This is a genomic window from Priestia sp. YIM B13490 (genome assembly GCF_042787735.1).
In the GTDB taxonomy this organism is placed as follows: Bacteria; Bacillota; Bacilli; order Bacillales; family Bacillaceae_H; genus Priestia; species Priestia megaterium.
In genome coordinates, this window is record NZ_JBHZOT010000003.1 from 208062 (window position 1) to 230880 (window position 22819).

Genomic DNA, 22819 nt, shown 5'->3' on the forward strand with positions numbered 1-22819 from the left:
AATTTATCGATGTAGTTGGTACTACTCGAATTTACAATATTAAGAAAATACAAAAAAGAGTATTATTACCTAAATGTTCCAGTATATTCCGTATCTAAATTCCTATTTTGATAGAGAAAATAATTCAAATAAAATGAAAATGCGGAAACAACTAAAGAGGATAAAAGAAACTGTGTCAAAAGTAATAAAAAAAGGTATTAGATAAGAATAAAAAAATAAGGTAAACTAGTTTAAAAGTAAGAAGAATATTCAGAACTTAATTGATGAGACATAGAGAGTATTCACTTAAAAAACAAAGGCTGGTGGGAAATATTGATAAAAAATAGGGAGGGTGTACGAAAAGCAGCGGCGGTAGCGGGTCTTCTGCTTGTAGGGGTGTACATCGTCTTTCAAACAATGGCATTTTTTAAAGGAGCATATGCTCTTAGCAGTTTGATAAAAGATAGTTTACTAGTGGGCGTAACGGCTGGAACGTTTTATTTACTTCATAAGCGTTCGGTTCATACCCAGGTGTCTGATGAACAGTATCAGCTTGCTACATTAATAAATTCAATGCCAGATTTTATTTGTTTCAAAGATGGGGCTGGCAAATGGGTGGCGGTGAATGATTTTGGAAGAGAACTTTATCATTTAAAGGGTATTGATTACAGGGGTAAAACCGATGCAGAACTTGGGGAGCTTGTCCCTTTCTTTCAAGCTGCTTTCTTACACTGTATTTCATCGGATGAAGAAGCTTGGAGGAAAAAGGAAAAGGTACGTACGGAAGAAGCGTTTGAAATACCAAACGGCGAGGTCAAAACATTTGATGTTATTAAAGTACCTGTGTTTTTTGATGATGGCTCAAGAAAAGCTCTTATCACAATTGGACGAGATATCACTCAGCAAAAGCTTGCAGAAGCGCTTCTGATAAAAAAGGAAAAGCTGTCTGTAGTAGGCGAATTAGCTGCTGGAATTGCTCATGAAATTAGAAATCCGCTTACGAGTATTAAAGGGTTTGTTCAGCTCATGAAAGAAACAGACCGATCCGCAATAGGGTATGCTAACATCATGCTTGATGAGCTGGAACGAATTAATGGTATTGTCAGTGAAATGCTCCTTTTGTCAAAACCTGAAAGTGAACATTTTCGCGTGTTTTCTCTTACAGAAGCGGTTAAGTATGTAATGAGTTTAACTTCCCATGAAGCTTTATTGAAAAACATTGACTTCTTATACGATGAACAAACAAATAACGCTAGTGTGTATGGAAATAAAAATCACCTTATTCAAGTATTACTTAATGTTTTTAAAAACGCAATTGAAGCCATGGATAGGCCTGGAAATATTTACATTACAATCAAAACAGCGCAGGATAACCATATTTTTATAGAAGTTAGAGATGAAGGAGTAGGAATTTCTAAAGATCGTCTAGAACATATAGGAGAACCGTTTTTTACTTTAAAAGAAAAAGGAATGGGGCTTGGATTAACAATCAGCTCCAAAATTATTCATGATCATCACGGTACCCTGCAGATTGAGAGTGAACAGAACAAAGGGACGATTGTTAAAATCCGACTGCCTCTGTATGTCGAAGATACGGCGGTTTTTGCAAGCAAATGAAATGTTGTAAACGAAAAGTAATGAAAACGTCATCCATTTCTTATTGCTAAACGCAGCCGTACATGATGTAATAAAAGAAACGAACATGTCAGGAAGGTAGCAAAATGAGACGTGCAGATCAAAAAATTATATTACCGTATACACCGGAAAATTTAAGAATGCTATTGCTTCAAGTATGTGACGGAGAAAATCCGTTTTCCCATCAGGACCTTACGTATTGGTGTGATAAATATACTCTCCATTATTATGAGTATGAAGCGGATGAAACGCAGTGGATGAATGATATGCAGCAGACAGATAATAGACAAGATCTAGCTAAATCCTATGCCATTGCTAAAGATATTGGCTGGCAGTGGTACTTTTATATGGCTAGAGGGACGACGCTATCTGATATTCAATATGTCGAGCTTCACGAACTAGAATTACCCAGACATTTGTTTGTAAAATGGCTAAATGAATTATATGAAATGTAATCCTATATATGAATTGTAGTACATCCGGTGTAATGAAAGAAAGACCATCTCTGGTAACGGGGCAAAAGACCACTGAAGTACATACAAGCGTAAAATAGAAAGCTAAGGAAAATCCTTAGCTTTTTTGTTTTGTCAAAATTATTCAAAAAAACTATCTTCAGGAAAAAACATAAAACCTAGTTGACTTATTGGTATTGTTATATTATAAGTAATAGAGACATGATTTATGGAAAAAATTACAGGGGGAACATCTATGAATAACTTATTAGTCATCCTAAACATCCTCATTATGCTCGCATTGCTTGCGGGGCTGTTTATGATGCAGAAAAAGCATGTATCATTTTCAAAGCGTGTGTTTACAGCGCTTGGACTAGGGATTATTTTTGGCTTTGCTCTTCAGTGGGTGTATGGTCCGACTCATGAAGTAACGATGACGACCGCCGATTGGTTTAGCATTGTAGGAAGCGGATATGTTAAGTTTCTGCAAATGATTGTTATGCCGCTTGTATTTGTATCGATTGTAGCGGCATTCACTCGCTTAAAATTGACGAGCAATATTGGAAAGATTAGTAGTTTAATTATTGGGATTTTGCTTGTCACAACAGCGATAGCAGCTGCAATTGGTATTTTTACAACAACGAGCTTTAATTTAGAATCTGTCCAAATTACAAAAGGGGAAGCGGAACTTCAGCGCGGAGAGGACTTAGAAAATAATTTATCTAGTTTAGAAGCAAAAACAATCCCGCAGCAAGTAGTAGAATTATTACCTGCTAACCCATTTCTTGATTTAACAGGCGCACGTTCAACTTCCACGATTGGAGTTGTCATCTTTGCGGCATTTGTTGGAATTGCGTATTTAGGCGTGAAGCGTAAAAAGGCTGAGGAAGCGGCGTTATTTTCAAAAATTATTGATACGCTTTATGCAATTGTAATGCGTGTAGTGACGCTAATTCTTCGGTTAACTCCTTATGGAGTACTCGCAATTATGACCAAAACAGTAGCAACGAGTGATATTGATGCAATTGTTAAACTTGGAAAATTTGTTGTAGCATCCTATGTCGCATTGGCAGCTATGTTTATTGTTCATTTAGTTATTCTAACAATCATCGGTGTAAATCCGATCACATATGTTAAGAAAGTATTTCCTGTATTGGCTTTTGCTTTTACTTCCCGTACAAGTGCTGGAGCATTACCTTTGAATGTTAATACACAAACAAGACAGTTAGGGGTTCCAGAAGGAATTGCGAATTTCGCAGGTTCATTTGGTCTTACAATTGGTCAAAACGGATGCGCTGGAATATATCCAGCTATGTTAGCCGTTATGATTGCACCAACGGTAGGTATTGATCCCTTAACGCCTTCATTTATTTTCACGTTGATTGCCATTGTAGCAATTAGTTCGTTTGGCGTAGCAGGCGTTGGCGGAGGAGCGACATTTGCGGCTTTACTTGTATTATCTTCTATGAATTTGCCCGTAGCGCTAGCAGGCTTATTAATTTCAGTAGAGCCATTGATTGATATGGGGCGTACGGCGCTTAATGTAAGTGGAAGCATGACAGCCGGAGTCGTCACTAGTAAATTAACAAAAGAGCTAGATACAAACGTATATAACGATCAAACTATCTCACCTGAAACAGCAGAAGTGTAAAAGAGATACGTCATCCATAGTTAACATTGTTAACTATGGATTTTTTTTCTTTATCGACATAAAATAGGAAAAAATACTTATGATAACGCTTTCAAAAAAGGTTATAGTGAAAAATGTGTACGTACTTTATTTTACGGGAGGGTTTTCATTGAAATGTAGTTGGACTAAATATGCAATGGTACTGATGGCTTTACTCTTACTAGTAAGCTCTTTTTTTAGCCCATTTATGCAATCGTTTGCATCTGCAGCAGACTCAACTAAAATCACGATTCACTATCAGCCTGCTCCAAATGATACAAAGGAATGGGGATTATGGGTTTTTCCTGAAGGAGGAGAAGGGAAGCCTTACGTATTTACAGAGGAAGATCAATTTGGAAAAGTAGCGGAAGTTGAATTACCCGGTATTTATGACAAAGTAGGTTTTATTGTTCGAACAGAGTCGTGGGAAAAAGATGGAGGAGACCGCTTCGTTTCGGTGGAGAACGGTGAAGGAGAAGTATGGGTGAAAAGTGGAGATGAACATACATATACGTCTCCTCCTGACGGTGAATACCGAGATTTACCGAAGTTTGATAAAGTAAACGTTACCTTAAATTATCATCGGTACGACGGAGATTACAGCGGGTGGAACATTTGGACATGGCCAGGTGATGAAAAAGAAGGGAAGCAAATCGAATTTACGGAAGACACGAATTTTGGGAAGAGGGCGACCTACGCCATTAACAGTGGAAGTGGTAATTTATTTGACAAAATTGGTTTTATTGTACGCCATTCTACTAGTGACAGCGATTGGGAAAATAAAGACGGACGAGAGCGCTTTATTACCAAGGTTGGTAAAGATGGGAATGTAGAAGTATGGATTGTTCAAGGACAAAATCGAATTTATTATGATAGAGCTGGAGTAGATATCACTCGGAAAATCACGAAAGCGACTATGGATACATTTAATCAAATCACCTTAGAAACAAACGTGCCGTTTGACTCTTCTAAGAGTTTAGGAGACATTGAAATTGACGGAGCTCAAATTGAGAAAGTGATACCTTATAAAGAGGGAGAAGACGCTGCTACTACTAAAGTTAAAATCATAACAAAACAGCCTTTGGACGTTACAAAAACGTATAAAGTGAAGCAAAAAGGCTACGGCTCAGCTGATGTAGTCAATGGAAATGTCGTTCGCACGAAAGAATTTGACGAAAAGTATGCATATAGCGGAAACGATTTAGGAAACACGTATTCTAAGAAACAAACAAATTTTCGCGTATGGGCTCCAACCGCAAGCGAAGCCAAGCTAGTGACTTATTCATCATGGAACTCCAAAGCTGTAAAAGAAATTTCTATGATCAAAAGTGAAAAAGGAACGTGGAAAGCGGAGTTAAAAGGAAATCATGATGAACTAATTTATACGTACAAAGTGAAAATTGGGAACAGCTGGAGCGAAGCGGTTGATCCATATGTACGAGCAACAACGGTGAATGGAGATCGCGGAGTTGTCGTAGATTTGGCTAAGACAAATCCGAGAAAGTGGAGTGCAAATAAGCCGAAATTTAAAAATCCAGAAGATGCGATTATCTATGAACTGCACGTACGAGATTTATCGTCTCAAAAAGAGAGTGGTATCAAAAATAAAGGAAAATATTTAGGCGTAGCGGAGTGGAATACGAAAGGACCAAATGGAGTAAAAACAGGACTCAGTCATATTAAAGATTTAGGTGTGACGCACGTTCAGTTCCTGCCTATTTACGATTATCGTACGGTGGATGAAACGAAATTAAACGAGCCGCAGTTTAACTGGGGATATGATCCGAAAAATTACAACGTCCCAGAAGGTTCCTATTCAACAAACCCATATAATCCTAAGACGAGAATCATTGAGCTTAAACAAATGATTCAAACGCTTCATGATAAGCAGCTTCGTATGGTAATGGACGTGGTTTATAATCATGTGTATGCAGTGAGTGAGCATAGCTTTGATAAATTAGTTCCAGGCTACTACTTCCGTTATAAGGAAGATGGAACTTTATCCAACGGAACAGGTGTTGGAAACGACACGGCGTCTGAACGGAAGATGGTTCGGAAGTTTATTGTAGATTCTATTGCGTATTGGGCAAAAGAGTACCACATTGATGGGTTTCGATTTGATTTAATGGGGATTCACGATACAAAGACAATGAATGAAGTGAGAAAGAAGTTAGATGAAATTGACCCTTCCATTATCGTCTTAGGAGAGGGCTGGGATCTAGGAACCGAGCTTGATGCTAAGCTAAAAGCTAATCAGAAAAACGCTCAGGATATGAAGCGCATCGCTCATTTTAATGACGGTATGCGAGATGGTCTTAAAGGCAGCGTATTTTTTGATCATGACAACGGATTTGTTAATGGAAAACAGGGGCAAGAAAAGCTCATACAGCAAAGTATAGCAGCTGGAATAGATTATGATCATTCCACTGCCACGTATGAAGACCCGGATCAAGTTGTGACGTATGTAGAAGCTCACGATAACCATACGTTATGGGATAAGCTTCAGCTGACGAACCCTGCTGACACCGAGCAAACGAAAAAGCAAATGCATAAGCTTGCTTCTTCTATTATTTTAACATCTCAAGGAATGAACTTTATACATGCAGGTCAAGAGTTTATGAGAACAAAAGGCGGAGATCATAATAGCTATCAGTCACCCGATTCTGTCAATCAGCTAGATTGGAAGCGCCGAGCAGCTTTCAGCCAAGAAGTAGATTATATGAAGGGACTTATTGCGCTTCGAAAGCAATATTCCTCATTTAGAATGACGAGTGCACAGGCTATTCATCAAAATTTACGCTTTGTTGATGCACCAGCAAACGTAGTAGGTTATACGTTAAATGCTAAAGCCAATAAAGATAAAGCAAACGAAATAATGGTGATTCATAATGCAAATAAACAAGCTCAAACGGTTCATCTGCCTTCTAACAGAACGTGGAGATTACTTGTTGACGGCGAGCAGGCAGGAACAAAAACGCTCCGTACGGTGAAAGGAAATACAGTAAACGTTTCGCCTCTTTCGACATTTGTGCTAGTAAGATAAATTTTAGATAACTAGAATACATGTAGAAAAATTCAGAATATTGTATGCGAAATTGTTGATTTTACTAGATAACATGGTAAAATATTCATTGTTAGCGTTTTCAAAATTCGTGGGGAGGTATGTATTTGATGCAAAATCTTGGAGCGAAAAAAGTTGAAATGAGTCCGAAAGTAGTGGAGTTTTTAAAAGGAGTTAAACAGCTATACATTAACGGCGAATGGGTAGACTCTGTTTCAGGAAAAACGTTTGAAACAGTAAACCCAGCAACGGGTGAAAAGTTGGCAGATGTAGCTGAAGCAAATCCAGAGGATATTGATCGTGCCGTCAGAGCGGCTAGAGAAGCCTTTGATCATGGACCTTGGACAAAGATGTCAGCAGCTGAAAGAAGTCGACTTATTTATAAATTAGCTGATTTAATGGAAACACATCAATTGGAGCTTGCGCAGCTTGAAACGCTTGATAACGGAAAACCAATTCGTGAAACATCAAATGCAGACATTCCATTAGCAATTGAACATTTCCGCTACTTTGCTGGATGGTCAACTAAAATGGTTGGACAAACTATTCCTGTGCAAGGAGCGTATTTTAACTATACAAGATATGAACCAGTAGGAGTTGTAGGCCAAATTATTCCGTGGAACTTCCCGCTTTTAATGGCCGCTTGGAAGCTCGGAGCTGCTTTGGCAACTGGATGTACAATTGTGCTCAAACCAGCAGAGCAAACGCCGCTTTCTGCACTTTACTTGGCCCGACTAGCCGATGAAGCAGGGTTCCCAAAAGGCGTGCTAAACATTGTGCCAGGCTACGGGAAAACAGCAGGTGAACCGCTCGTTCATCATGATCTTGTCGATAAAATTGCTTTTACAGGATCTACTGCTGTCGGAAAAGCAATTATGAAGCAAGCTAGCGACTCCTTAAAGCGTGTGACGTTAGAGCTTGGAGGTAAATCACCAAACATTATCCTCCCGGATGCAGACTTAACAAAAGCAGTTCCTGGTGCGCTTTCAGGTATTATGTTTAATCAAGGACAAGTATGTTGTGCTGGAAGTCGTCTGTATGTCCAAAAAAGCTTATATGATAATGTCGTAGCTGATTTAGTTTCTCAAACGAAATCTATTAAACAAGGAAATGGATTAGCAGATGAGACGACAATGGGTCCGCTTGTATCTGCGCAGCAGCAAAAACGAGTGAAAACCTATATTGATAAAGGAATTGAAGAAGGAGCGGAAGTACTCGCAGGAGGAAACATTCCATTTGATCAAGGCTATTTCGTAGAACCGACTATCTTTGCAGATGTCGATCATTCAATGACGATTGCTCGTGAAGAAATCTTTGGTCCGGTTGTAGCTGCTATGCCGTTTGATGATCTCGATGATTTAATTGCCAAAGCAAATGATACAGCATATGGTCTAGCAGCGGGCGTCTGGACACAGGATTTAAAGAAAGCACACTATATTGCTCATGGTATTAAAGCAGGTACAGTTTGGGTGAACTGTTACAACGTATTTGATGCAGCAAGCCCGTTTGGAGGCTATAAACAGTCGGGAATTGGTCGTGAAATGGGAAGCTATGCGCTTGATAACTACACTGAAGTGAAAAGCGTATGGATCAATATGGAATAATAAGTAAGAATTTTTGTGAAAATCAATAGCATATCTTTGTGTGAAAAAGAGTAGTCTTTAGTGGACTACTCTTTTATTTGTTTAAGTCCCGCATTTTTAGAAAAGGAGTGATAACATTGCCGGTTATACAGGGCCCCTCGTCGTATAAGCTTACCGGTCACCTGCAAAAGTTTAGAGAGAACCCACTGGGTTTTTTGGAAAACTTGACTCAGTATGGAGAAATTGCAACATTTAGAGTTGCGCACAAACGCTTTTATGTAACGAGAGACCCTCAACTTATTAAAGATGTAGTCATTACAAACAGCAAGGCGTTTCAAAAAATTAAACTAACGCATATGTTTAAAACGCTGCTAGGCGAAGAAATGTTATGGACAGATGAAGCATTATATATGAGCCCCATTCAACCCTCACAACTAAAACAACATCTAACTTATAATAAGGAAGCAATCGCAAAAATAATTGAAAAGCATACGGAAACGTGGGAAGAAGGGCAGCTTCGAACGATAGTAAAAGACATAAGACAGATAGTCGTAGCTGTACTCCTTCAACTTGTATTTGGCATTTCGATTGAGGAGAAAGATAAAATTCACTATGTTCAAGCGCTTATGAGAAAAAAAGAAAAGTTAGGCAAAATTTATATTCGTCTACCTTTGCACCAGCTTGACTCAGATGAGCAGCTAGAACAACTCCTTTTTGAACGCGTTCAAATGCGTGTTCAAAACAAAACCGAAGGAAATGATTTACTGCAGTATATATTGAATTCTTACGGAGAAGACAGCGATGAAAGAGAAATATATGAACAGCTAAATTCTATATTCCTTTCGATGTATGAAATGATTACGCACGTATGCAGCTGGTCTATTCATTTACTGTCTCAAAATACTAGGGAGCACCTTCAGCTGCATAAAGAAATTCAAGCCTATGCTAGCGGCGAATCACTTTCAACCAAAAATCTGACCTATATGCGCAAAATAATTGCTGAAAGCATGAGGTTGTATCCGCCTCTTTGGCTATTTGGGCGTCAAGCACGTGAAGATATACAAATAGATGGCTACAGTATCAAAAAAGGGGAGATTATGTTAATCAGCCCTTATATGATGCATCGCCATGAAGATTATTTTTTAGAGCCAAGTGAATTTTTACCTGACCGTTTTGAAAAAGGAGGGTCCATTGATGTCCCAAGCTATATGTATATGCCGCTTGGGATTGAGCATCAAGCGGAAAGGGGCATGGACTATATCACTGAAATAGTAACCATTTTTCTGTCAGAAATGACAAAGCGCTTTTTATTTCAGCTGACTGAGCCCGAATCTATTGCTCCGATGGCGGGCGTAATGCTGAATATGAAAGAAGAACTGAAGGTGAATGTTCACAAAGTTCACGCGCAGTCTTGAATGAACGGGAATACTTTCCCTCTTTATATCAGGCTGTCAATTTATTGACACATCCTGCATTGAGATTTATCATAGGGTAATATTTGATAGAGATTACTGAAGGATTTTTAGAGGGGACTATGGATAAAACAATTAAACAGTTAGTGTCGCTAGTTGAAACATCATTACTAACGCAAGTTACGATTCAAAGTGAAAGTGACTATGATCCAGTTGAAGTTACGAACAAAACAAAAGAGTGGGTACTTATTGGTAAAGGAAACTATGCGGGTGTGTTTACGCACGAAAATTATCCTGAATTTGTCGTGAAAGTATACGGAAGAGAAATTTATGGTGTAAAGAAAGAAGCGCAAGTGTATAGAAAGCTGGGCGTTCACCCAGCTTATTCTCAACTTTTTCATGAAGGAAAGACGTACTTGATTTTAAAAAGACTTACAGGCGTTACCTTGTATGATGCCATCCAGCGGGGAATAAAGATTCCAGAACAAGTCATAAAAGATGTGAACGCAGCTTTGGACTATGCAAGAAGCCAAGGTTTAAACCCGTATGATGTGCATGGTAAAAATGTCATGATGAAAGATGGAAGAGGGTATGTGGTGGATATCTCTGACTTTTATAAAGAAGGTATTGATAAAAAATGGACAGACCTTGTAAAAGCTTATTACACCTTTTATCCGACTATTGATAAGTACCATATCCGCTTGCCGTACCCGCTTTTAAACGTTATCAGAAAAGCATATCGTCTATATCGTAGAATCAAATCAAAAAGGAGTTTCCGCTAAAGGGAACTCCTTTTTAAGATGAAATACAGCGCAATACATGCTGCTGCTCAAAAGTTGGTTTTAATTTGAATAGAATGGTTTGTAGTATTTCAGATTGATAGACAAATTTTAGCGTATGTTTAAGGGAAAGAGGATGTAAGAAAGAACGTATTCTTTTTTCAGCATAACGTATCACCTGTTCTTCATAAAATAAAGTACGTGCGGAGATTTTAGCGTGAATGTCTTTTGTTAGTTCGATTGTAAACTGGATAATCAATAAATCAGTGTCTTTACAGTATTTTTCTAGTAGCATGATATCACCTCCATTTTGTCAACTCATTTACATAATCTTAATATAAAATTTACAAATGTCAATAAGACACGGAAAAATAAATGGTAAGACTGTTCTTTTTATATGTTGAATAAACAAGAACGTGACAGAGGTGAATAAACTTGAACATTAACGTCGGATTTGCCATTTTAGCTGATATTGATAATAAGATGACGGCTGCTATTTATGTGGAAAATCAAATTGTAGCGATTATAGCTGGACCTTCAGATATTCTGTATGAAAAGTTGAAAAAAGTGTTTTTATAATAGAGAAAAGCTGTAATTATAAATATGATTCATAAAAGGCTTAAAAATTCTATGAAATAGTCGAAATAAAAGATGAGGATAAAATACACAAAAAGAAAGAACAGGAAGTTAAGGATAGGAGAATTACATATGGATAAAACATCTTTTATTGGACTGATTTTAGGAATAGCCTCTCTTATTGTAGGTATGTTTTTCAAAGGGGTTAATCCATCTGTGTTAGGAAATCCCGCTGCTATTTTAATTATTATTGTCGGAACCGTCGGAGCAGTAGTGATTGCATTTCCTTCAAATGAAATCAAAAGAGTCCCAAAACTGTTTGGTGTCCTGTTTAAAGAACAAAAAATGCTGCAGCCCGTTGATTTAGTATCCATGTTTTCTGAATGGGGACAAGTTGTTCGAAAAGAAGGGTTACTATCACTTGAAGCCCAAATTATTGATGTAGATGACCCTTTCTTAAAAAATGGTTTGAATTTAGCTATTGATGGTCAAAGTGCGGATTATATACGAGACGTGTTGTCTGAAGAAATTGATGCTATGGAAGAAAGACATCAAACGGGTGCAAGTATTTTCGCTTTAGCAGGTACATATGCTCCAACTCTGGGTGTACTTGGAGCTGTTATAGGGTTAATTGCTGCGCTTGGGAACATGGAAGATACAGATACGCTAGGACATGCGATCAGCGCGGCGTTTGTTGCTACGCTTCTTGGTATTTTTACTGGGTATGTACTATGGCATCCGTTTGCAAATAAACTAAAGCGTAAATCGAAACATGAAGTAAAGGTAAAGTATATGATGATCGAAGGAGTGCTTTCACTTTTAGAAGGAGAAACGCCAAAAGTAATTGAGCAAAAGCTGGCTTCTTATTTGCCAACAGCGGAACGTAAAAAGCTTCTTCAAGAAAGTGAAGTGGGCATAAATGAGTAGACGCAGAAAACGAAAGCATGAAGAGGACCATGTTGACGAAAGCTGGCTGCTTCCTTACTCAGATTTGCTTACACTTTTACTTGCTTTATTCATTGTATTGTTTGCAATGAGCTCAGTGGATGCGCAGAAATTTAAGAACCTTTCTCGCGCATTTAATGAAGCGTTCGTTGGAGGAACGGGCGTGATGGAATTTCAATCTCTGCAGGAATCTGAAGAAGCGGTTCAGCCTTCAAATACCCCTGCAGCTAAAAGTACGGAAAAAACAAATGAAGTGGAGACAGCCCCCAATCAGTCTCCTGCTTCTTCACAATCGTTAACGAGCGAACAAAAAGAGCAAACCATTCGAGAAGCTGATCAAGAAGAGCTTCAGCAAATTCAATCTAAAATTAATGCGTATATTCAAAAGAAAAACCTAACAAATCAATTACAGACTTCGTTAACCCAGGAAGGTCTCTTAATTTCCATTCGAGACAATGTATTGTTTGATTCGGGAAGAGCACATGTTCGGAGTGAAGATACAAAAATCGCCAATGATATTTCAGAGCTTTTGGTGATTGATCCTCCTCGTAATATTATTATTAGCGGTCACACCGATAACGTACCTATTCGCAACGCTGGTTTTGAATCCAACTGGGAGTTAAGCGTGATGAGAGCAGTTAACTTTATGAAAGTTATCTTAAAAAACGATAAGCTTAATCCAAGCATGTTCAGTGCAAAAGGATTTGGAGAGTTCAAGCCGGTGACATCTAATAATACAGCAGAGGGACAAGCGAAAAATAGGAGGGTTGAAATATTGATTACTCCTCGTACAATTAAACAGCCGTAAAAGCAGGACTGCTTTTACGGCTGTTTTTCTATGTGTTATAAAGCTAAGAGTCTTCTCTTTTCAAAGTTTCCTCGTACTAACTTGAGATCCATTCCATCTAAAATCAAGTCAATGAGAGCTCCTTTAAAGACATCCGCTGTTTTTTTCTTATCATTGGACTGCAAATATTGCACGCGATACCACTTGTCTTCAACTTGAAAGTACATAAAACGTCCATGCGTAAAGTCAATCCAAAACTTTGTAGGTTGTCCATTGAGATTTTTATAAACATATCCCCAGCTTCGACCTTGGTGAGAGTCCTTCATTTTAGGGCGAGCTGTATTAAATACTTCGTAATATACTTTGTGCTTAATATCATAGAGCATCATATGACAGTCCTCCTATCTATAGACGTGCTAGTAGGTAAAGATATATTTGCATACAACAAGTATACTCAGCTGAAAGGAATCGTAGACTACTTTTTTGAGACAAGCAGAAATGCAGTTAAATGAAAAAGACAGTTTAAATTAGCTCAATCATTCCGCTTTTTTTATACTGTAAGTAAATGCGTTAAATAAGGAGGAAAAAATGAGACGAGTAGGAATAGTAGGTGCTGGAATGGCGGGCCTTACAGCAGCGGCTGAATTACAAAAAGAAGGAATAGAGGTCTTTCTTCTTGATAAGGGTAAAAGTGTAGGGGGACGAATGGCTACCCGAAGAGTAGGAGAGGGAAAAGCAGATCACGGAGCTCAATTTTTTACAGTGAGATCCGATGAATTTCAACAAGACGTAAATAAATGGATAGCTGATAGAAAGGTTAAGAAGTGGTTTGGTGACCATCATCCTCGGTATCAAAGTATGAATGGGATGAATGCGCTAGCTAAATATTTAGCTGAAGATTTACGCGTATACGTGAATCGAAAAGTTCAAGCTATTGATTTTCGAAACGGAAGGTATCAGCTGTATACAGAAGAAAATGAGATTTTTGAAGCGACTGATATCATTTTTACACCTCCGTCTCCTCAGGTTATTGAGGTGCTTAATAACAGTAGGTTACAGGCGGGGCGATCTATCCTTAACACACTGAAATTTAGTCCTTGCTTGGTTGCTATCGTAGAGCTTTACACAGAGATGCTGTATGGTGATCATGGTCAAATCACGAATCCTTCTGGCACAATCCAAAGAATCGTTAATCATGAGCAAAAAGGAATATCAAAGACGCCCGTTCTTAGCATATATATGAATAAAGACTGGTCAGAAAAACATTTTGATGAACATGAACATGAGCTACTGCGGGCGATAAAAAATGAAATAAAAGAATGGATAGGTGCAAATCATATTAAAAGCATTCAGTTAAAGAAATGGCGCTATGCAGAGGCTGAACAAGTTCTTCATCAGCCCTTTGCTAAAATTATGCCGTCGCTACTGGTGGCAGGAGATGCTTTTTTAAGAAGGGAAGACGAAACAAATCACTCACGGTTAGAGAGCGCATATTTGTCAGGGAAATCGGCAGCCGCTGAATTAATGGGAAAGAACATCTAGAAAAAGGAGGGACCAAGAAGTGAAAAATAATTGGATAATGAAACAAACGTGGAAAGATTTACTGTTTATTCATTGGCCTGTAGATCCGGCATTTTTGGCTTCTTTATTGCCTAGTCAGTTAGAGCCTGACACCTATGATGGTCAAGGATGGATTGCACTTGTGCCTTTTACGATGACAGACATTCGATTTAAAGGAACGCCCGCAGTTCCTATCTTTTCACGGCTATATGAGCTGAATGTGCGTACATATGTTACATATAAAGGGGAAAAAGGCGTTTATTTTTTTAGTTTAGACGCAAGCAATCCACTAGGGGTATGGATTGCTCGTCAGTTTTTTCATTTGCCTTATTACCACGCTGCTATGACATTCAACAAAACTCAGAACCATATTTCTTTTCAGTCAGTTCGAACGCACAGAGACTCACAAAAAGAGCGAGTAAAGCTTACATATAGAGGTATTTCTCCGTCCTATCGCAGTAGAGAAGGAGAATTAGCTCATTGGCTTACAGAGCGCTACTGCTTATTTACCACTCATCAAGGAAATGTCTACAGAGGAGATCTTTATCATGACCCTTGGGAACTGCAAAAAGGAGAGTGTGAAATAAGAGATGATTCTATCACTCAGCCTTTTTTGCGTCCGGCGGACCATCATGATTTAACTGTACACTACGCAAAGAAAGTAACCGCTTATTTTTACCCTTTTAAAAAAGTATAGGTATCAAAACAAAATTAAAAAATCTTCATAGCCTTCTTCTTTAAGCTTCTCTTTTGGAATAAAGCGCAGAGCCGCGGAATTCACTTGATAGTATTCGCTGTTTTCTTCTGTTAAAAGTAAACCCAGATAGTTATCTCCTTCTTTGCTTTTTAGCGCTGTTGAATGCTGCGCCGGCACTCTTTTTATGTTTCCGTATAAGATAGGGCGCTTAAAAATGGGCCAGCCTGTATGAGAAGGAAGCTGATCTGACGTTTTGAACAGTGCTTCTCCAGTTAGAAGGTCAACGTAAATTCCTTGTTTTTTGTTATTCCAATATAAATTTGTAAAAGGAGGTTCGGTACCGTTTTCCTGCGTAACAAAATATTGCATAGGCGTTAGGATCTTTTTGAGGTAAGAGCGGTCCTTGGGCCAATGCTGCGTCAGAAAATCAGTGCGCCCCGAGCCTTCTTTGTATAATTTATAGTGAAATGCATTTTTTCGATAATAATCCTGATGCTGCTCTTCGGCTTCGTAAAAAGAAGAAAAAGGTAAAATAGGTGTGACGATAGGATTGTTAAAACGTCCGCTTTGGGCAAGCTTTCTTTTAGAATCGAGAGCCGCTTCTTTTTGCTTTTCGTTATGATAAAAGATGATGGCTCGATACGATGGTCCGCGGTCTGAAAACTGTCCGGCGGAATCCGTAGGGTCAATTTGCTGCCAATACAGGTTAAGCAGATCTTCAAACGTAATTTGAGAAGGATCCCATACAATTTGCACGGCCTCTACGTATTCGTTTTCCTTTTCTACAAGAGCAGAAGCTTTAGAAGTGATTTGTTTATCTCTAGCGTAGCCCGAGCGGATACTGCTGATTCCTGTAAGCTGATCAAAAGGAGCGACCATGCACCAAAAGCATCCTCCTGCAAACGTTGCATATTCTTTCATATTACTTTCCTCTTTTCGTTGAATAAAATAAATGAAAATATATTTATATATTAAAATGTATAAACAAACAGAAAGCGCTTTATAATGAGTCTTGTAAGAAAGCACATTCTTATGGTATTATGACCACTGGATAAAAGAAAATGGCTTATTGTTTACGCGAGTATCCTTATTTTATGTTCTTAAAAAGATGCAGTTTATTGTTTAAGTACTCATAGAAATACATATGTTGGAGCAGTAAGAGGAACAATTAAAAAATAAGGACGTTTTGCTCTTAAACGATACCACATTCCAGAATCTACATACCAGTTTAGGAGGAGCTAGTTTGAACACAACCCGTTTACCATCTATGTGGGAGATAATGATTGTGCTTGCTTTATTTTTAGCAGTTGTTATTTCATTTGCAACTGTTTTGGATTTACCTATTCAGCTCGCTTTATTTATTTCATGGTTTATTGTTATGGCGCTAGGAGTACGACTTGGGTATACGTATAATCAGCTGCAAGGAGCCATTACAAGAGGAATATCAAACGGCTTAGAAGCTATTTTAATTTTATTAGCCGTCGGTACGTTAATTGGAACATGGATTGCCGGAGGAGTTGTTCCTTCTCTTATTTATTTTGGACTAGAGTTTATTAATCCAACATTCTTTTTACTTGCTACACTTATCATTTGCTCTATTACCTCGATTTCAACAGGAACATCTTGGGGAACGGTTGGTACAGCCGGAATCGCGATGATGGGAATCGGACAAGGCTTAGGCATGCCGCTTCCTTTAGTAGCTGGAGCTGTGATTTCAGGAGCTTATTTTGGAGACAAGCTTTCTCCTCTTTCTGACAGTACCATTTTATCTGCGTCAATGGCTCGAGTGAACGTTATTGATCATGTAAAAGCAATGTTAGTGTTGGATATTCCTGCTTACGTCATTACGGCAGTATTATTTACGGTAACAGGATTTATGTATGGAGGAAAAGATTTTGATGCCGGACGGGTAGACGGATTAAAATCTTCGCTGTTGGATACATTCCATATCAGCGGGTGGATGCTGATTCCGGCTTTGGCTGTTATTGTCCTTTTAGCATTAAAGAAACCTTCTCTTCCATCAATTGCCATTGGCTCGTTATTAGGAATTATATGGGCAGTTGTCTTTCAACATATGGATGTGGCGAGCGCATTTAATACGGCTTATGAAGGATTTAAAATTAATACCGACAACACATTTTTAAGTGAGCTGTTAAATCGTGGCGGAATTTTAAGCATGGTCGGTTCCATTATTGTCATTATTTTTGGACTAGGCTTTGGCGGGTTATTAGATGAGCTCGGTGTCTTAGAAGTCCTGCTATCTAAATTCGAAAAAATTCTTGTCAATTCAGGAAACGTTACGGCTTCTACTATTTTCGTTGGATTATTAGGGAATATATTTGGTTGTGCAATGTATGTTTCATTAATTTTAACACCGAAAATTATGGAGAAAAGTTATGACAAGTTAAGAATACAGCGTCTAGTGCTTGCCCGTAACTCAGAAGTAGGGGGAACCTTAACTTCAGGGATGGTTCCGTGGACGGACAACGGTGTATTTTTAGCTACAACGCTTGGGATTTCTACATTCGCTTATCTGCCGTTTATGTGGCTCAGCTTTGTCTCTATTATTTTGGCGATTATTTACGGATATACTGGGAAATTCATTTGGTACGTAAAAGAGGAAAAACAGCGTTCTGCTATAGCAAAATAAAAGAGGCTGCGACAACAGTATGTTAGTTAAAAGAAGATCCGAACGATGAATTAAGATTCTTGATGGAGAATCAACTTCGTTCGGATTTTTTTATTGGTATGATAAACGTAGGTTTCATGTATTTTGTTGCTTCTAGCTGTTGACTGGATTGATTTAGTTATGCCTTAACCTCTTTTTGATCAAATCATTTCTGGATATTCGATTTTCCAGTGGACATTTTGAAGGTAAAGCTGAACATCCGCCTTTTTTTTCTGCTTCAGAAGTTTTAGAATATGGCGGTGATGTTCATTCATCACATGTAAAATGGCGTATAGCTCTTTATTGTCATCGCTAAAGTACGTTTGTCTGATGAATCCGTCTTGTAAAGATATAAGCTGTTCTTTTAAGGTCACATTACCGCATCGGTTCAAATATACTCGATGAAAATACGTTTGGTATTTTTGATAATCCTGATAATTTTCTAATTCAATCGAAACATCAATTTTTTTAATAAGCTCATCCATCTTCGTAAAATCGTCTTCCGTTAAGTGATCAATCGACAGGGAAGCTGCAAGACCATCTAAAGCACCGACGATTTCAAATACTTCTAGTTTTTTTGGTGTATCAATTTCCTTTACGGTAAATCCTCTGCGCGGTCTGTATTCTAATAGGTTGTCTGATGCCAGTTTAATAAGCGCTTCTCTCACAGGCGTTCGGCTGACATTCAGCTGAGAACAAATGCTGGCTTCATTTATTTTGTCGTTAGGCAGCAGTGTACCGTCTTGAATTTGACTTGCTATGTAGTTATATACATGATCTTTTAATGAATGATAAATCATAGGCCCCTTGTTCATTGTTTCCCCCTAAAATAAATATCGCATCAGCCGTTCTTTCTCATCATGTCATGGTGATGAGAGAGTATAAAAATAGCGTGAAAGAACGTACATGTGTAAAAATAATCATATCATATCACTTCGTCTAATCTTAGTTAGAATATAAAAAATAGAATTATTGAAATATTTTTTACTATTGATTGTTGTAAAAAATCTGAAAAATGATATAATCGAAAAAAGATTTAAGAAGTGTATATTGTATACAATATACAAAATTTGTACATATCGAAGAAATAGAGCCTACTTTTTCAGAGAAGAGACTATAGAGAATATGTAAATAAACCAAGTTTTTAGATGGGTTTACTATAAAAAGGAGGTACATAATGGGAGAGAATACAACATCTATGAATCAGTTACAAAGAAAAATGAAAAGCCGTCATTTATTTATGATTTCTCTTGGCGGTGTTATCGGTACGGGGCTGTTTCTTAATTCAGGCTACACAATTAATGCAGCAGGTCCTGGGGGAACACTCCTTGCTTATTTAATCGGTGGATTAATTATGTATTTAGTCATGATATGTCTAGGAGAACTAAGCGTAGCAATGCCTGTGTCAGGATCATTTCAAGTATACGCTACGAAGTTTATCGGGCCGGGAACTGGTTTTGCGGTTGGCTGGCTTTACTGGCTGACTTGGGTGGTGTCTGTCGGTTCGGAGTTTACAGCGTCTGGATTGCTTATGCAAAGATGGTTTCCTGACGTTTCGGTTTGGATATGGAGCGCGCTGTTTGCCCTTTTATTATTTGGTTTAAATGCAACATCTGTACGTTTTTTCGGTGAAACAGAATTTTGGTTTTCAAGTATTAAAGTATTAACCATTATTGTATTTATTATTTTAGGCGCAGCAGCGATGTTTGGATTCATTCCCCTTAGCGGTCATGAAAAAGCGCCGATGCTTTCTCACTTTACAGGAGAGGGCGGTTTATTTCCAAATGGACTTATGCCTGTATTAATTACGATGGTTTCTGTTAGCTTTGCTTTTTCGGGAACAGAATTAATTGGTATTACGGCTGGGGAAACAGAGGATCCGGAAAAGAACATACCTCGCGCAATTAAAAATATCATTTGGCGTACGTTCTTCTTTTTTATTGGCGCCATGTTTGTACTATCTGGATTGATTTCATGGAAACAAGCAGGAGTGTTAGAAAGTCCTTTTGTAACGGTATTCGATCAAATAGGTATTCCTTACGCAGCAGATATCATGAACTTGGTTATTTTAACAGCTTTATTATCAAACGCTAATGCAGGATTATATGCATGTTCGAGAATGCTATGGTCATTATCTGATCAAAAAATGGTCAGCACTTGGTTAGGAAAAGTAACGTCTAAAGGAGTTCCATTTAATTCGTTGCTTATCAGCATGGGAGTGGCATGTCTGTCCTTGCTGTCAAGCGTAGTTGCACCAACAACTGTTTACTTAGTATTAGTTTCTATTTCTGGATTTGCGGTTGTAGCTGTATGGATGGCTATTGCGGCTTCTCACTTTATGTTCAGAAGACGCTATATTAAAGAAGGGAATGATGTATCGAAGCTTGTTTACAAAGCTCCTTTATATCCTATTGTACCTATTTTAGCGTTTGTTTTATGCTTTGCTGCTTGTGTAGGACTGGCTTTTGATGAGAGTCAGCGTATCGCATTATACTGCGGTATCCCCTTTGTCCTTTTTTGTTACTTGTTTTATTATTTGAAAAATAAAAAAGGAAACAGAAAAAACGAAAGTCAGCCTATAGCAAAATAAAAAGCAGAAGACCTAGGTCTTCTGCTTTTTTTGCATACAAAAACACCCTATCCATCCGTACTGGTTAAGTGTCCCGCAACAAGCGAAATTGAATTGGATAGGGTGCGTATCTATATAGTAGAGAAAGAGGCGCCGTTTGTCAAACTTATTTAGCCGCGCCTTATTTAAAAATAGAACTAAGCAAGGTTTTCACTGTTTTTTCATTTTCACTATGTATAGTAAGGAATGTAAAGAAAAGATATTCGCAGCAGCACGTCGTACAAATTCGTAGAAGGCGAAAGAAAGGAGGAGATCAAATGGCTAAGCGGGATGCGTATTTTGATAACGTAAAATTTATCTTAATTGTATTAGTAGTATTTGGCCATTTGTTAACTCCCTTCATTAATGATGAACAGTGGCTACGGACGCTCTACATATTTATTTACACCTTTCATATGCCAGCGTTCATTTTAATAAGCGGCTATTTTGCAAAGGGATATCGAAAAAAAGGATATATGTGGAAGATGGCGAAGAAAGTATTACTTCCTTATATTATTTTTCAACTTATCTATGCGGTATACGACTATAAACTGTATGATGAATCCACATTCAAAGTTTCAGTGTTTCAGCCAGCTTGGTCGCTATGGTTTTTATTGAGTTTATTTTGTTGGAACGCCATGTTGTTCATTTTTACAAAAATCAAATATCCTTTAGCCGTTGCGGCAGTTTTAGGGATTATGATTGGCTTATATGAACCGCTGGAAACAACGTTAAGCCTTTCTAGAACCTTTGTGTTCTTTCCCTTCTTCTTAGCAGGATTTTATATGAAAAAAGAACATTTTAAAAAGTTGACGTCGGTTTCTTGCAAAAAAGTAGCTGGAGGCACTTTGCTGATTATTGCTCTATGGATCCAGTATATAGCACCGGACTTTGAGAAAGAGTGGTTATTTGGTTCAAAATCTTATGCCTCTTTAGGTGTAAATCAATTAGAGGGAATGACCATTCGTATGCTATTTTATAGCATCAGCTTAGCAATGACGATTTCCTTTCTAGCTTTGATCCCTACACAAACAATGTCCTTTACATCTCGAGGTGCTCAAACCTTTTATGTATATGTGCTACATGGGTTTCTGATTAAATATATACGCCTATCTTCTTTTGGAGACTGGATAGAAAGTGTACAAGGATACAGTATTCTTCTAATTGGAGCTTGTGGAGTGGCGTGGTTGTTGTCGAGTAAATACGTATCTACTATTGCAAGACCTTTAATTGAGCTTAAACCGTTACCAACGCGCAAAAGTTTAAGTTTAGGTAAGTAATGAGAAATGGAAAAGGAGTTTAACGATGTCTAAAAACAAAATAATTATGATTATTGCAGCCGTTGTGGTTATTGCTGCAGTAGCTATCGGTGCCGTAGCAATGAATAAATCAAAGGTGGTTGCTACCGTTGGTGATGAAAAAATCACAAAAGATCAGCTGTACGATGCTCTTCTTGCTCAAGGAGGATCAAGTGTCCTTGACTCACTGATTGAACAAAAAGTCATTTCAAAAGAAGCAGCTAAACAAAATATTAAAGTAACCGATAAAGAAATTAATGCTGAATTAGAAAAGCTTAAAAGTCAGTACGGGGGAGAAGATGCATTAAATCAAGCATTAGCATCTAGCGGTGTAAAATTGTCAGAGCTGAAAAAAGATTTAAAGACGAATATTGAGGCAAAAAAAATGGTCGAGTCGACTATTAATATTAAAGATAGTGAAATGAAATCGTACTTTGATCAAAATAAAGATTCACTAGCTACAGAAGCACAGGTGAAAGCTAGCCACATCTTAGTAGCAGACGAAAAGACAGCGAAAGAAGTAAAGGCAAAGCTTGATAAAGGAGAAGATTTTGCGAAGCTAGCAAAAGAATATTCAACAGATACAGCTTCTAAATCAGATGGCGGAAACCTTGGATACTTCAAAAAAGGTGATATGGTCGAAGCTTTTGCCAACAAAGCATTTTCAATGAAGGTAAATGAAGTAAGTGATCCTGTTAAAACAGAATACGGTTATCACATTATTAAAGTAACAGGCAAAAAAGAAGCGCAAAAAGCAACATATGAAAATAGCAAAGCAAAAATCAAGCAAACGCTGCTTGATCAAAAATACCAAACAGAGTATCCAACATGGTTACAAAAGCTAAAGAAAAAGTATGATATTACAAACAAACTTGATTCATAAATAATACCTTAACGAAATGAGGGGATGGATATGAAACAAACAGCGTCTTATAGTAAGTTAGAAAAAATCGTCGAGCAATTGAAGCACAGAGGTGTACGAGCTGAGATATGCCGGCGTGTTGTAAAGGTCACAGAAACTGTTAATGGATCAAATCCTTCATATTCAAATCAAATCGTTAGGCATTCATAAAGAGTACAAAAGACGCAAACTGCTGGACAGCGGTTTGC

At 37.9% G+C, this 22819-nt stretch carries 20 protein-coding genes; 16 read left to right on the plus strand and 4 right to left on the minus strand.

Translation table 11 applies throughout. The features are described from left to right. The first annotated feature begins 312 nt into the window (after nucleotides 1-312). From ACFX4R_RS10960 to ACFX4R_RS10990, 7 genes are all read left to right on the plus strand, one after another. A complete protein-coding gene (locus ACFX4R_RS10960) occupies nucleotides 313-1596 on the plus strand; it encodes an ATP-binding protein (RefSeq protein WP_043982065.1) in 1284 nt (427 codons plus the stop codon). A 104-nt stretch (nucleotides 1597-1700) separates the two neighbouring features. Further along, entirely contained in the window at nucleotides 1701-2069 is a 369-nt protein-coding gene (locus ACFX4R_RS10965; RefSeq protein ID WP_013082877.1) for a hypothetical protein, read from the plus strand. A 253-nt stretch (nucleotides 2070-2322) separates the two neighbouring features. Then, nucleotides 2323-3717 carry an L-cystine transporter gene (locus tag ACFX4R_RS10970; protein WP_025752064.1) on the plus strand — a complete coding sequence of 465 codons (1395 nt, stop codon included), beginning with the start codon at nucleotides 2323-2325 and terminating at the stop codon, nucleotides 3715-3717. A 79-nt stretch (nucleotides 3718-3796) separates the two neighbouring features. Beyond that, on the plus strand, nucleotides 3797-6778 hold the full coding sequence (gene pulA / locus ACFX4R_RS10975; RefSeq protein ID WP_377569560.1) for a type I pullulanase: 2982 nt from the start codon (nucleotides 3797-3799) through the stop codon (nucleotides 6776-6778). A gap of 128 nt (nucleotides 6779-6906) precedes the next feature. Further along, the gene (locus ACFX4R_RS10980) at nucleotides 6907-8400 is read left to right on the plus strand and encodes an aldehyde dehydrogenase family protein (RefSeq protein ID WP_013082880.1); all 1494 of its coding nucleotides are present in this window, start codon (nucleotides 6907-6909) and stop codon (nucleotides 8398-8400) included. A 107-nt stretch (nucleotides 8401-8507) separates the two neighbouring features. Then, a complete protein-coding gene (locus ACFX4R_RS10985; protein ID WP_080781701.1) occupies nucleotides 8508-9794 on the plus strand; it encodes a cytochrome P450 in 1287 nt (428 codons plus the stop codon). 119 nt (nucleotides 9795-9913) lie between these two features. Then, nucleotides 9914-10573, plus strand: a complete 660-nt coding sequence (locus ACFX4R_RS10990) for a serine/threonine-protein kinase (RefSeq protein ID WP_043982069.1) — start codon at nucleotides 9914-9916, stop codon at nucleotides 10571-10573. Nucleotides 10574-10586: 13 nt separating this feature from the next. On the opposite strand, the gene ACFX4R_RS10995 is transcribed toward ACFX4R_RS10990, so the two are convergent. Then, nucleotides 10587-10865: a hypothetical protein gene (locus ACFX4R_RS10995; RefSeq protein WP_013082883.1), complete on the minus strand. Its 279-nt coding sequence runs from the start codon at nucleotides 10863-10865 to the stop codon at nucleotides 10587-10589. Between the two features lie 140 nt (nucleotides 10866-11005). On the opposite strand from ACFX4R_RS10995, the gene ACFX4R_RS11000 reads away from it, so the two are divergent. The 3 genes from ACFX4R_RS11000 (at nucleotide 11006) to motB (ending at nucleotide 12899) form a co-directional block, all read left to right on the plus strand. Further along, the gene (locus tag ACFX4R_RS11000; protein ID WP_014460421.1) at nucleotides 11006-11149 is read left to right on the plus strand and encodes a hypothetical protein; all 144 of its coding nucleotides are present in this window, start codon (nucleotides 11006-11008) and stop codon (nucleotides 11147-11149) included. Between the two features lie 129 nt (nucleotides 11150-11278). Then, nucleotides 11279-12073, plus strand: a complete 795-nt coding sequence (gene motA / locus ACFX4R_RS11005; protein WP_013056745.1) for a flagellar motor stator protein MotA — start codon at nucleotides 11279-11281, stop codon at nucleotides 12071-12073. Further along, nucleotides 12066-12899, plus strand: a complete 834-nt coding sequence (motB, locus tag ACFX4R_RS11010; protein WP_162214112.1) for a flagellar motor protein MotB — start codon at nucleotides 12066-12068, stop codon at nucleotides 12897-12899. The genes motA and motB overlap by 8 nt, the downstream gene beginning before the upstream one ends. A 35-nt stretch (nucleotides 12900-12934) precedes the next feature. Here motB and ACFX4R_RS11015 read toward each other — a convergent pair whose 3' ends face one another. Continuing rightward, nucleotides 12935-13267 carry a hypothetical protein gene (locus tag ACFX4R_RS11015; RefSeq protein WP_043982072.1) on the minus strand — a complete coding sequence of 111 codons (333 nt, stop codon included), beginning with the start codon at nucleotides 13265-13267 and terminating at the stop codon, nucleotides 12935-12937. Between the two features lie 199 nt (nucleotides 13268-13466). Between ACFX4R_RS11015 and ACFX4R_RS11020 the strand changes: the two genes are divergently transcribed. Together ACFX4R_RS11020 and ACFX4R_RS11025 are read left to right on the plus strand one after the other, a co-directional pair. Further along, nucleotides 13467-14420 carry an NAD(P)/FAD-dependent oxidoreductase gene (locus ACFX4R_RS11020; RefSeq protein WP_043982074.1) on the plus strand — a complete coding sequence of 318 codons (954 nt, stop codon included), beginning with the start codon at nucleotides 13467-13469 and terminating at the stop codon, nucleotides 14418-14420. Nucleotides 14421-14439: 19 nt separating this feature from the next. After that, nucleotides 14440-15135 carry a YqjF family protein gene (locus ACFX4R_RS11025; RefSeq protein ID WP_043982075.1) on the plus strand — a complete coding sequence of 232 codons (696 nt, stop codon included), beginning with the start codon at nucleotides 14440-14442 and terminating at the stop codon, nucleotides 15133-15135. A 3-nt stretch (nucleotides 15136-15138) separates the two neighbouring features. Here the strand turns inward: ACFX4R_RS11025 and msrA are convergent, their stop codons facing one another. Beyond that, nucleotides 15139-16056 (minus strand): peptide-methionine (S)-S-oxide reductase MsrA, encoded by a 918-nt coding sequence (gene msrA / locus ACFX4R_RS11030; RefSeq protein WP_043982076.1) that lies wholly within the window; start codon nucleotides 16054-16056, stop codon nucleotides 15139-15141. 322 nt (nucleotides 16057-16378) lie between these two features. Between msrA and nhaC the strand changes: the two genes are divergently transcribed. Next, entirely contained in the window at nucleotides 16379-17785 is a 1407-nt protein-coding gene (gene nhaC, locus ACFX4R_RS11035; protein WP_043982077.1) for a Na+/H+ antiporter NhaC, read from the plus strand. Nucleotides 17786-17964: 179 nt separating this feature from the next. Here nhaC and ACFX4R_RS11040 read toward each other — a convergent pair whose 3' ends face one another. Next, nucleotides 17965-18618: a GntR family transcriptional regulator gene (locus ACFX4R_RS11040; protein WP_034275912.1), complete on the minus strand. Its 654-nt coding sequence runs from the start codon at nucleotides 18616-18618 to the stop codon at nucleotides 17965-17967. 362 nt (nucleotides 18619-18980) lie between these two features. Between ACFX4R_RS11040 and ACFX4R_RS11045 the strand changes: the two genes are divergently transcribed. The 3 genes from ACFX4R_RS11045 to ACFX4R_RS11055 all read left to right on the plus strand — a co-directional run bounded on the left by ACFX4R_RS11045 (nucleotide 18981) and on the right by ACFX4R_RS11055 (nucleotide 22592). Further along, nucleotides 18981-20393 carry an amino acid permease gene (locus ACFX4R_RS11045; RefSeq protein WP_025752074.1) on the plus strand — a complete coding sequence of 471 codons (1413 nt, stop codon included), beginning with the start codon at nucleotides 18981-18983 and terminating at the stop codon, nucleotides 20391-20393. A 296-nt stretch (nucleotides 20394-20689) separates the two neighbouring features. Beyond that, nucleotides 20690-21691, plus strand: coding sequence for an acyltransferase family protein (locus ACFX4R_RS11050; protein ID WP_043982078.1), 1002 nt, complete (start codon nucleotides 20690-20692; stop codon nucleotides 21689-21691). 25 nt (nucleotides 21692-21716) lie between these two features. Then, nucleotides 21717-22592: a peptidylprolyl isomerase gene (locus tag ACFX4R_RS11055; RefSeq protein ID WP_043982079.1), complete on the plus strand. Its 876-nt coding sequence runs from the start codon at nucleotides 21717-21719 to the stop codon at nucleotides 22590-22592. The last annotated feature ends 227 nt before the right edge of the window (nucleotides 22593-22819 follow it).

What these genes read in the sequence shown, in the direction of transcription:
- ACFX4R_RS10980 (WP_013082880.1), top strand. Translation starts at nt 6,907, where the DNA reads ATGCAAAATCTTGGAGCGAAAAAAGTTGAAATGAGTCCGAAAGTAGTG.
- ACFX4R_RS11055 (WP_043982079.1), top strand. Translation starts at nt 21,717, where the DNA reads ATGTCTAAAAACAAAATAATTATGATTATTGCAGCCGTTGTGGTTATT.
- ACFX4R_RS10995 (WP_013082883.1), bottom strand. Translation starts at nt 10,865, where the DNA reads ATGCTACTAGAAAAATACTGTAAAGACACTGATTTATTGATTATCCAG.
- ACFX4R_RS11020 (WP_043982074.1), top strand. Translation starts at nt 13,467, where the DNA reads ATGAGACGAGTAGGAATAGTAGGTGCTGGAATGGCGGGCCTTACAGCA.
- ACFX4R_RS11045 (WP_025752074.1), top strand. Translation starts at nt 18,981, where the DNA reads ATGGGAGAGAATACAACATCTATGAATCAGTTACAAAGAAAAATGAAA.
- ACFX4R_RS11040 (WP_034275912.1), bottom strand. Translation starts at nt 18,618, where the DNA reads ATGAACAAGGGGCCTATGATTTATCATTCATTAAAAGATCATGTATAT.
- motB (WP_162214112.1), top strand. Translation starts at nt 12,066, where the DNA reads ATGAGTAGACGCAGAAAACGAAAGCATGAAGAGGACCATGTTGACGAA.
- msrA (WP_043982076.1), bottom strand. Translation starts at nt 16,056, where the DNA reads ATGAAAGAATATGCAACGTTTGCAGGAGGATGCTTTTGGTGCATGGTC.
- ACFX4R_RS10965 (WP_013082877.1), top strand. Translation starts at nt 1,701, where the DNA reads ATGAGACGTGCAGATCAAAAAATTATATTACCGTATACACCGGAAAAT.
- ACFX4R_RS11050 (WP_043982078.1), top strand. Translation starts at nt 20,690, where the DNA reads ATGGCTAAGCGGGATGCGTATTTTGATAACGTAAAATTTATCTTAATT.
- ACFX4R_RS10970 (WP_025752064.1), top strand. Translation starts at nt 2,323, where the DNA reads ATGAATAACTTATTAGTCATCCTAAACATCCTCATTATGCTCGCATTG.
- ACFX4R_RS10990 (WP_043982069.1), top strand. Translation starts at nt 9,914, where the DNA reads ATGGATAAAACAATTAAACAGTTAGTGTCGCTAGTTGAAACATCATTA.
- motA (WP_013056745.1), top strand. Translation starts at nt 11,279, where the DNA reads ATGGATAAAACATCTTTTATTGGACTGATTTTAGGAATAGCCTCTCTT.
- pulA (WP_377569560.1), top strand. Translation starts at nt 3,797, where the DNA reads ATGATAACGCTTTCAAAAAAGGTTATAGTGAAAAATGTGTACGTACTT.
- ACFX4R_RS11015 (WP_043982072.1), bottom strand. Translation starts at nt 13,267, where the DNA reads ATGATGCTCTATGATATTAAGCACAAAGTATATTACGAAGTATTTAAT.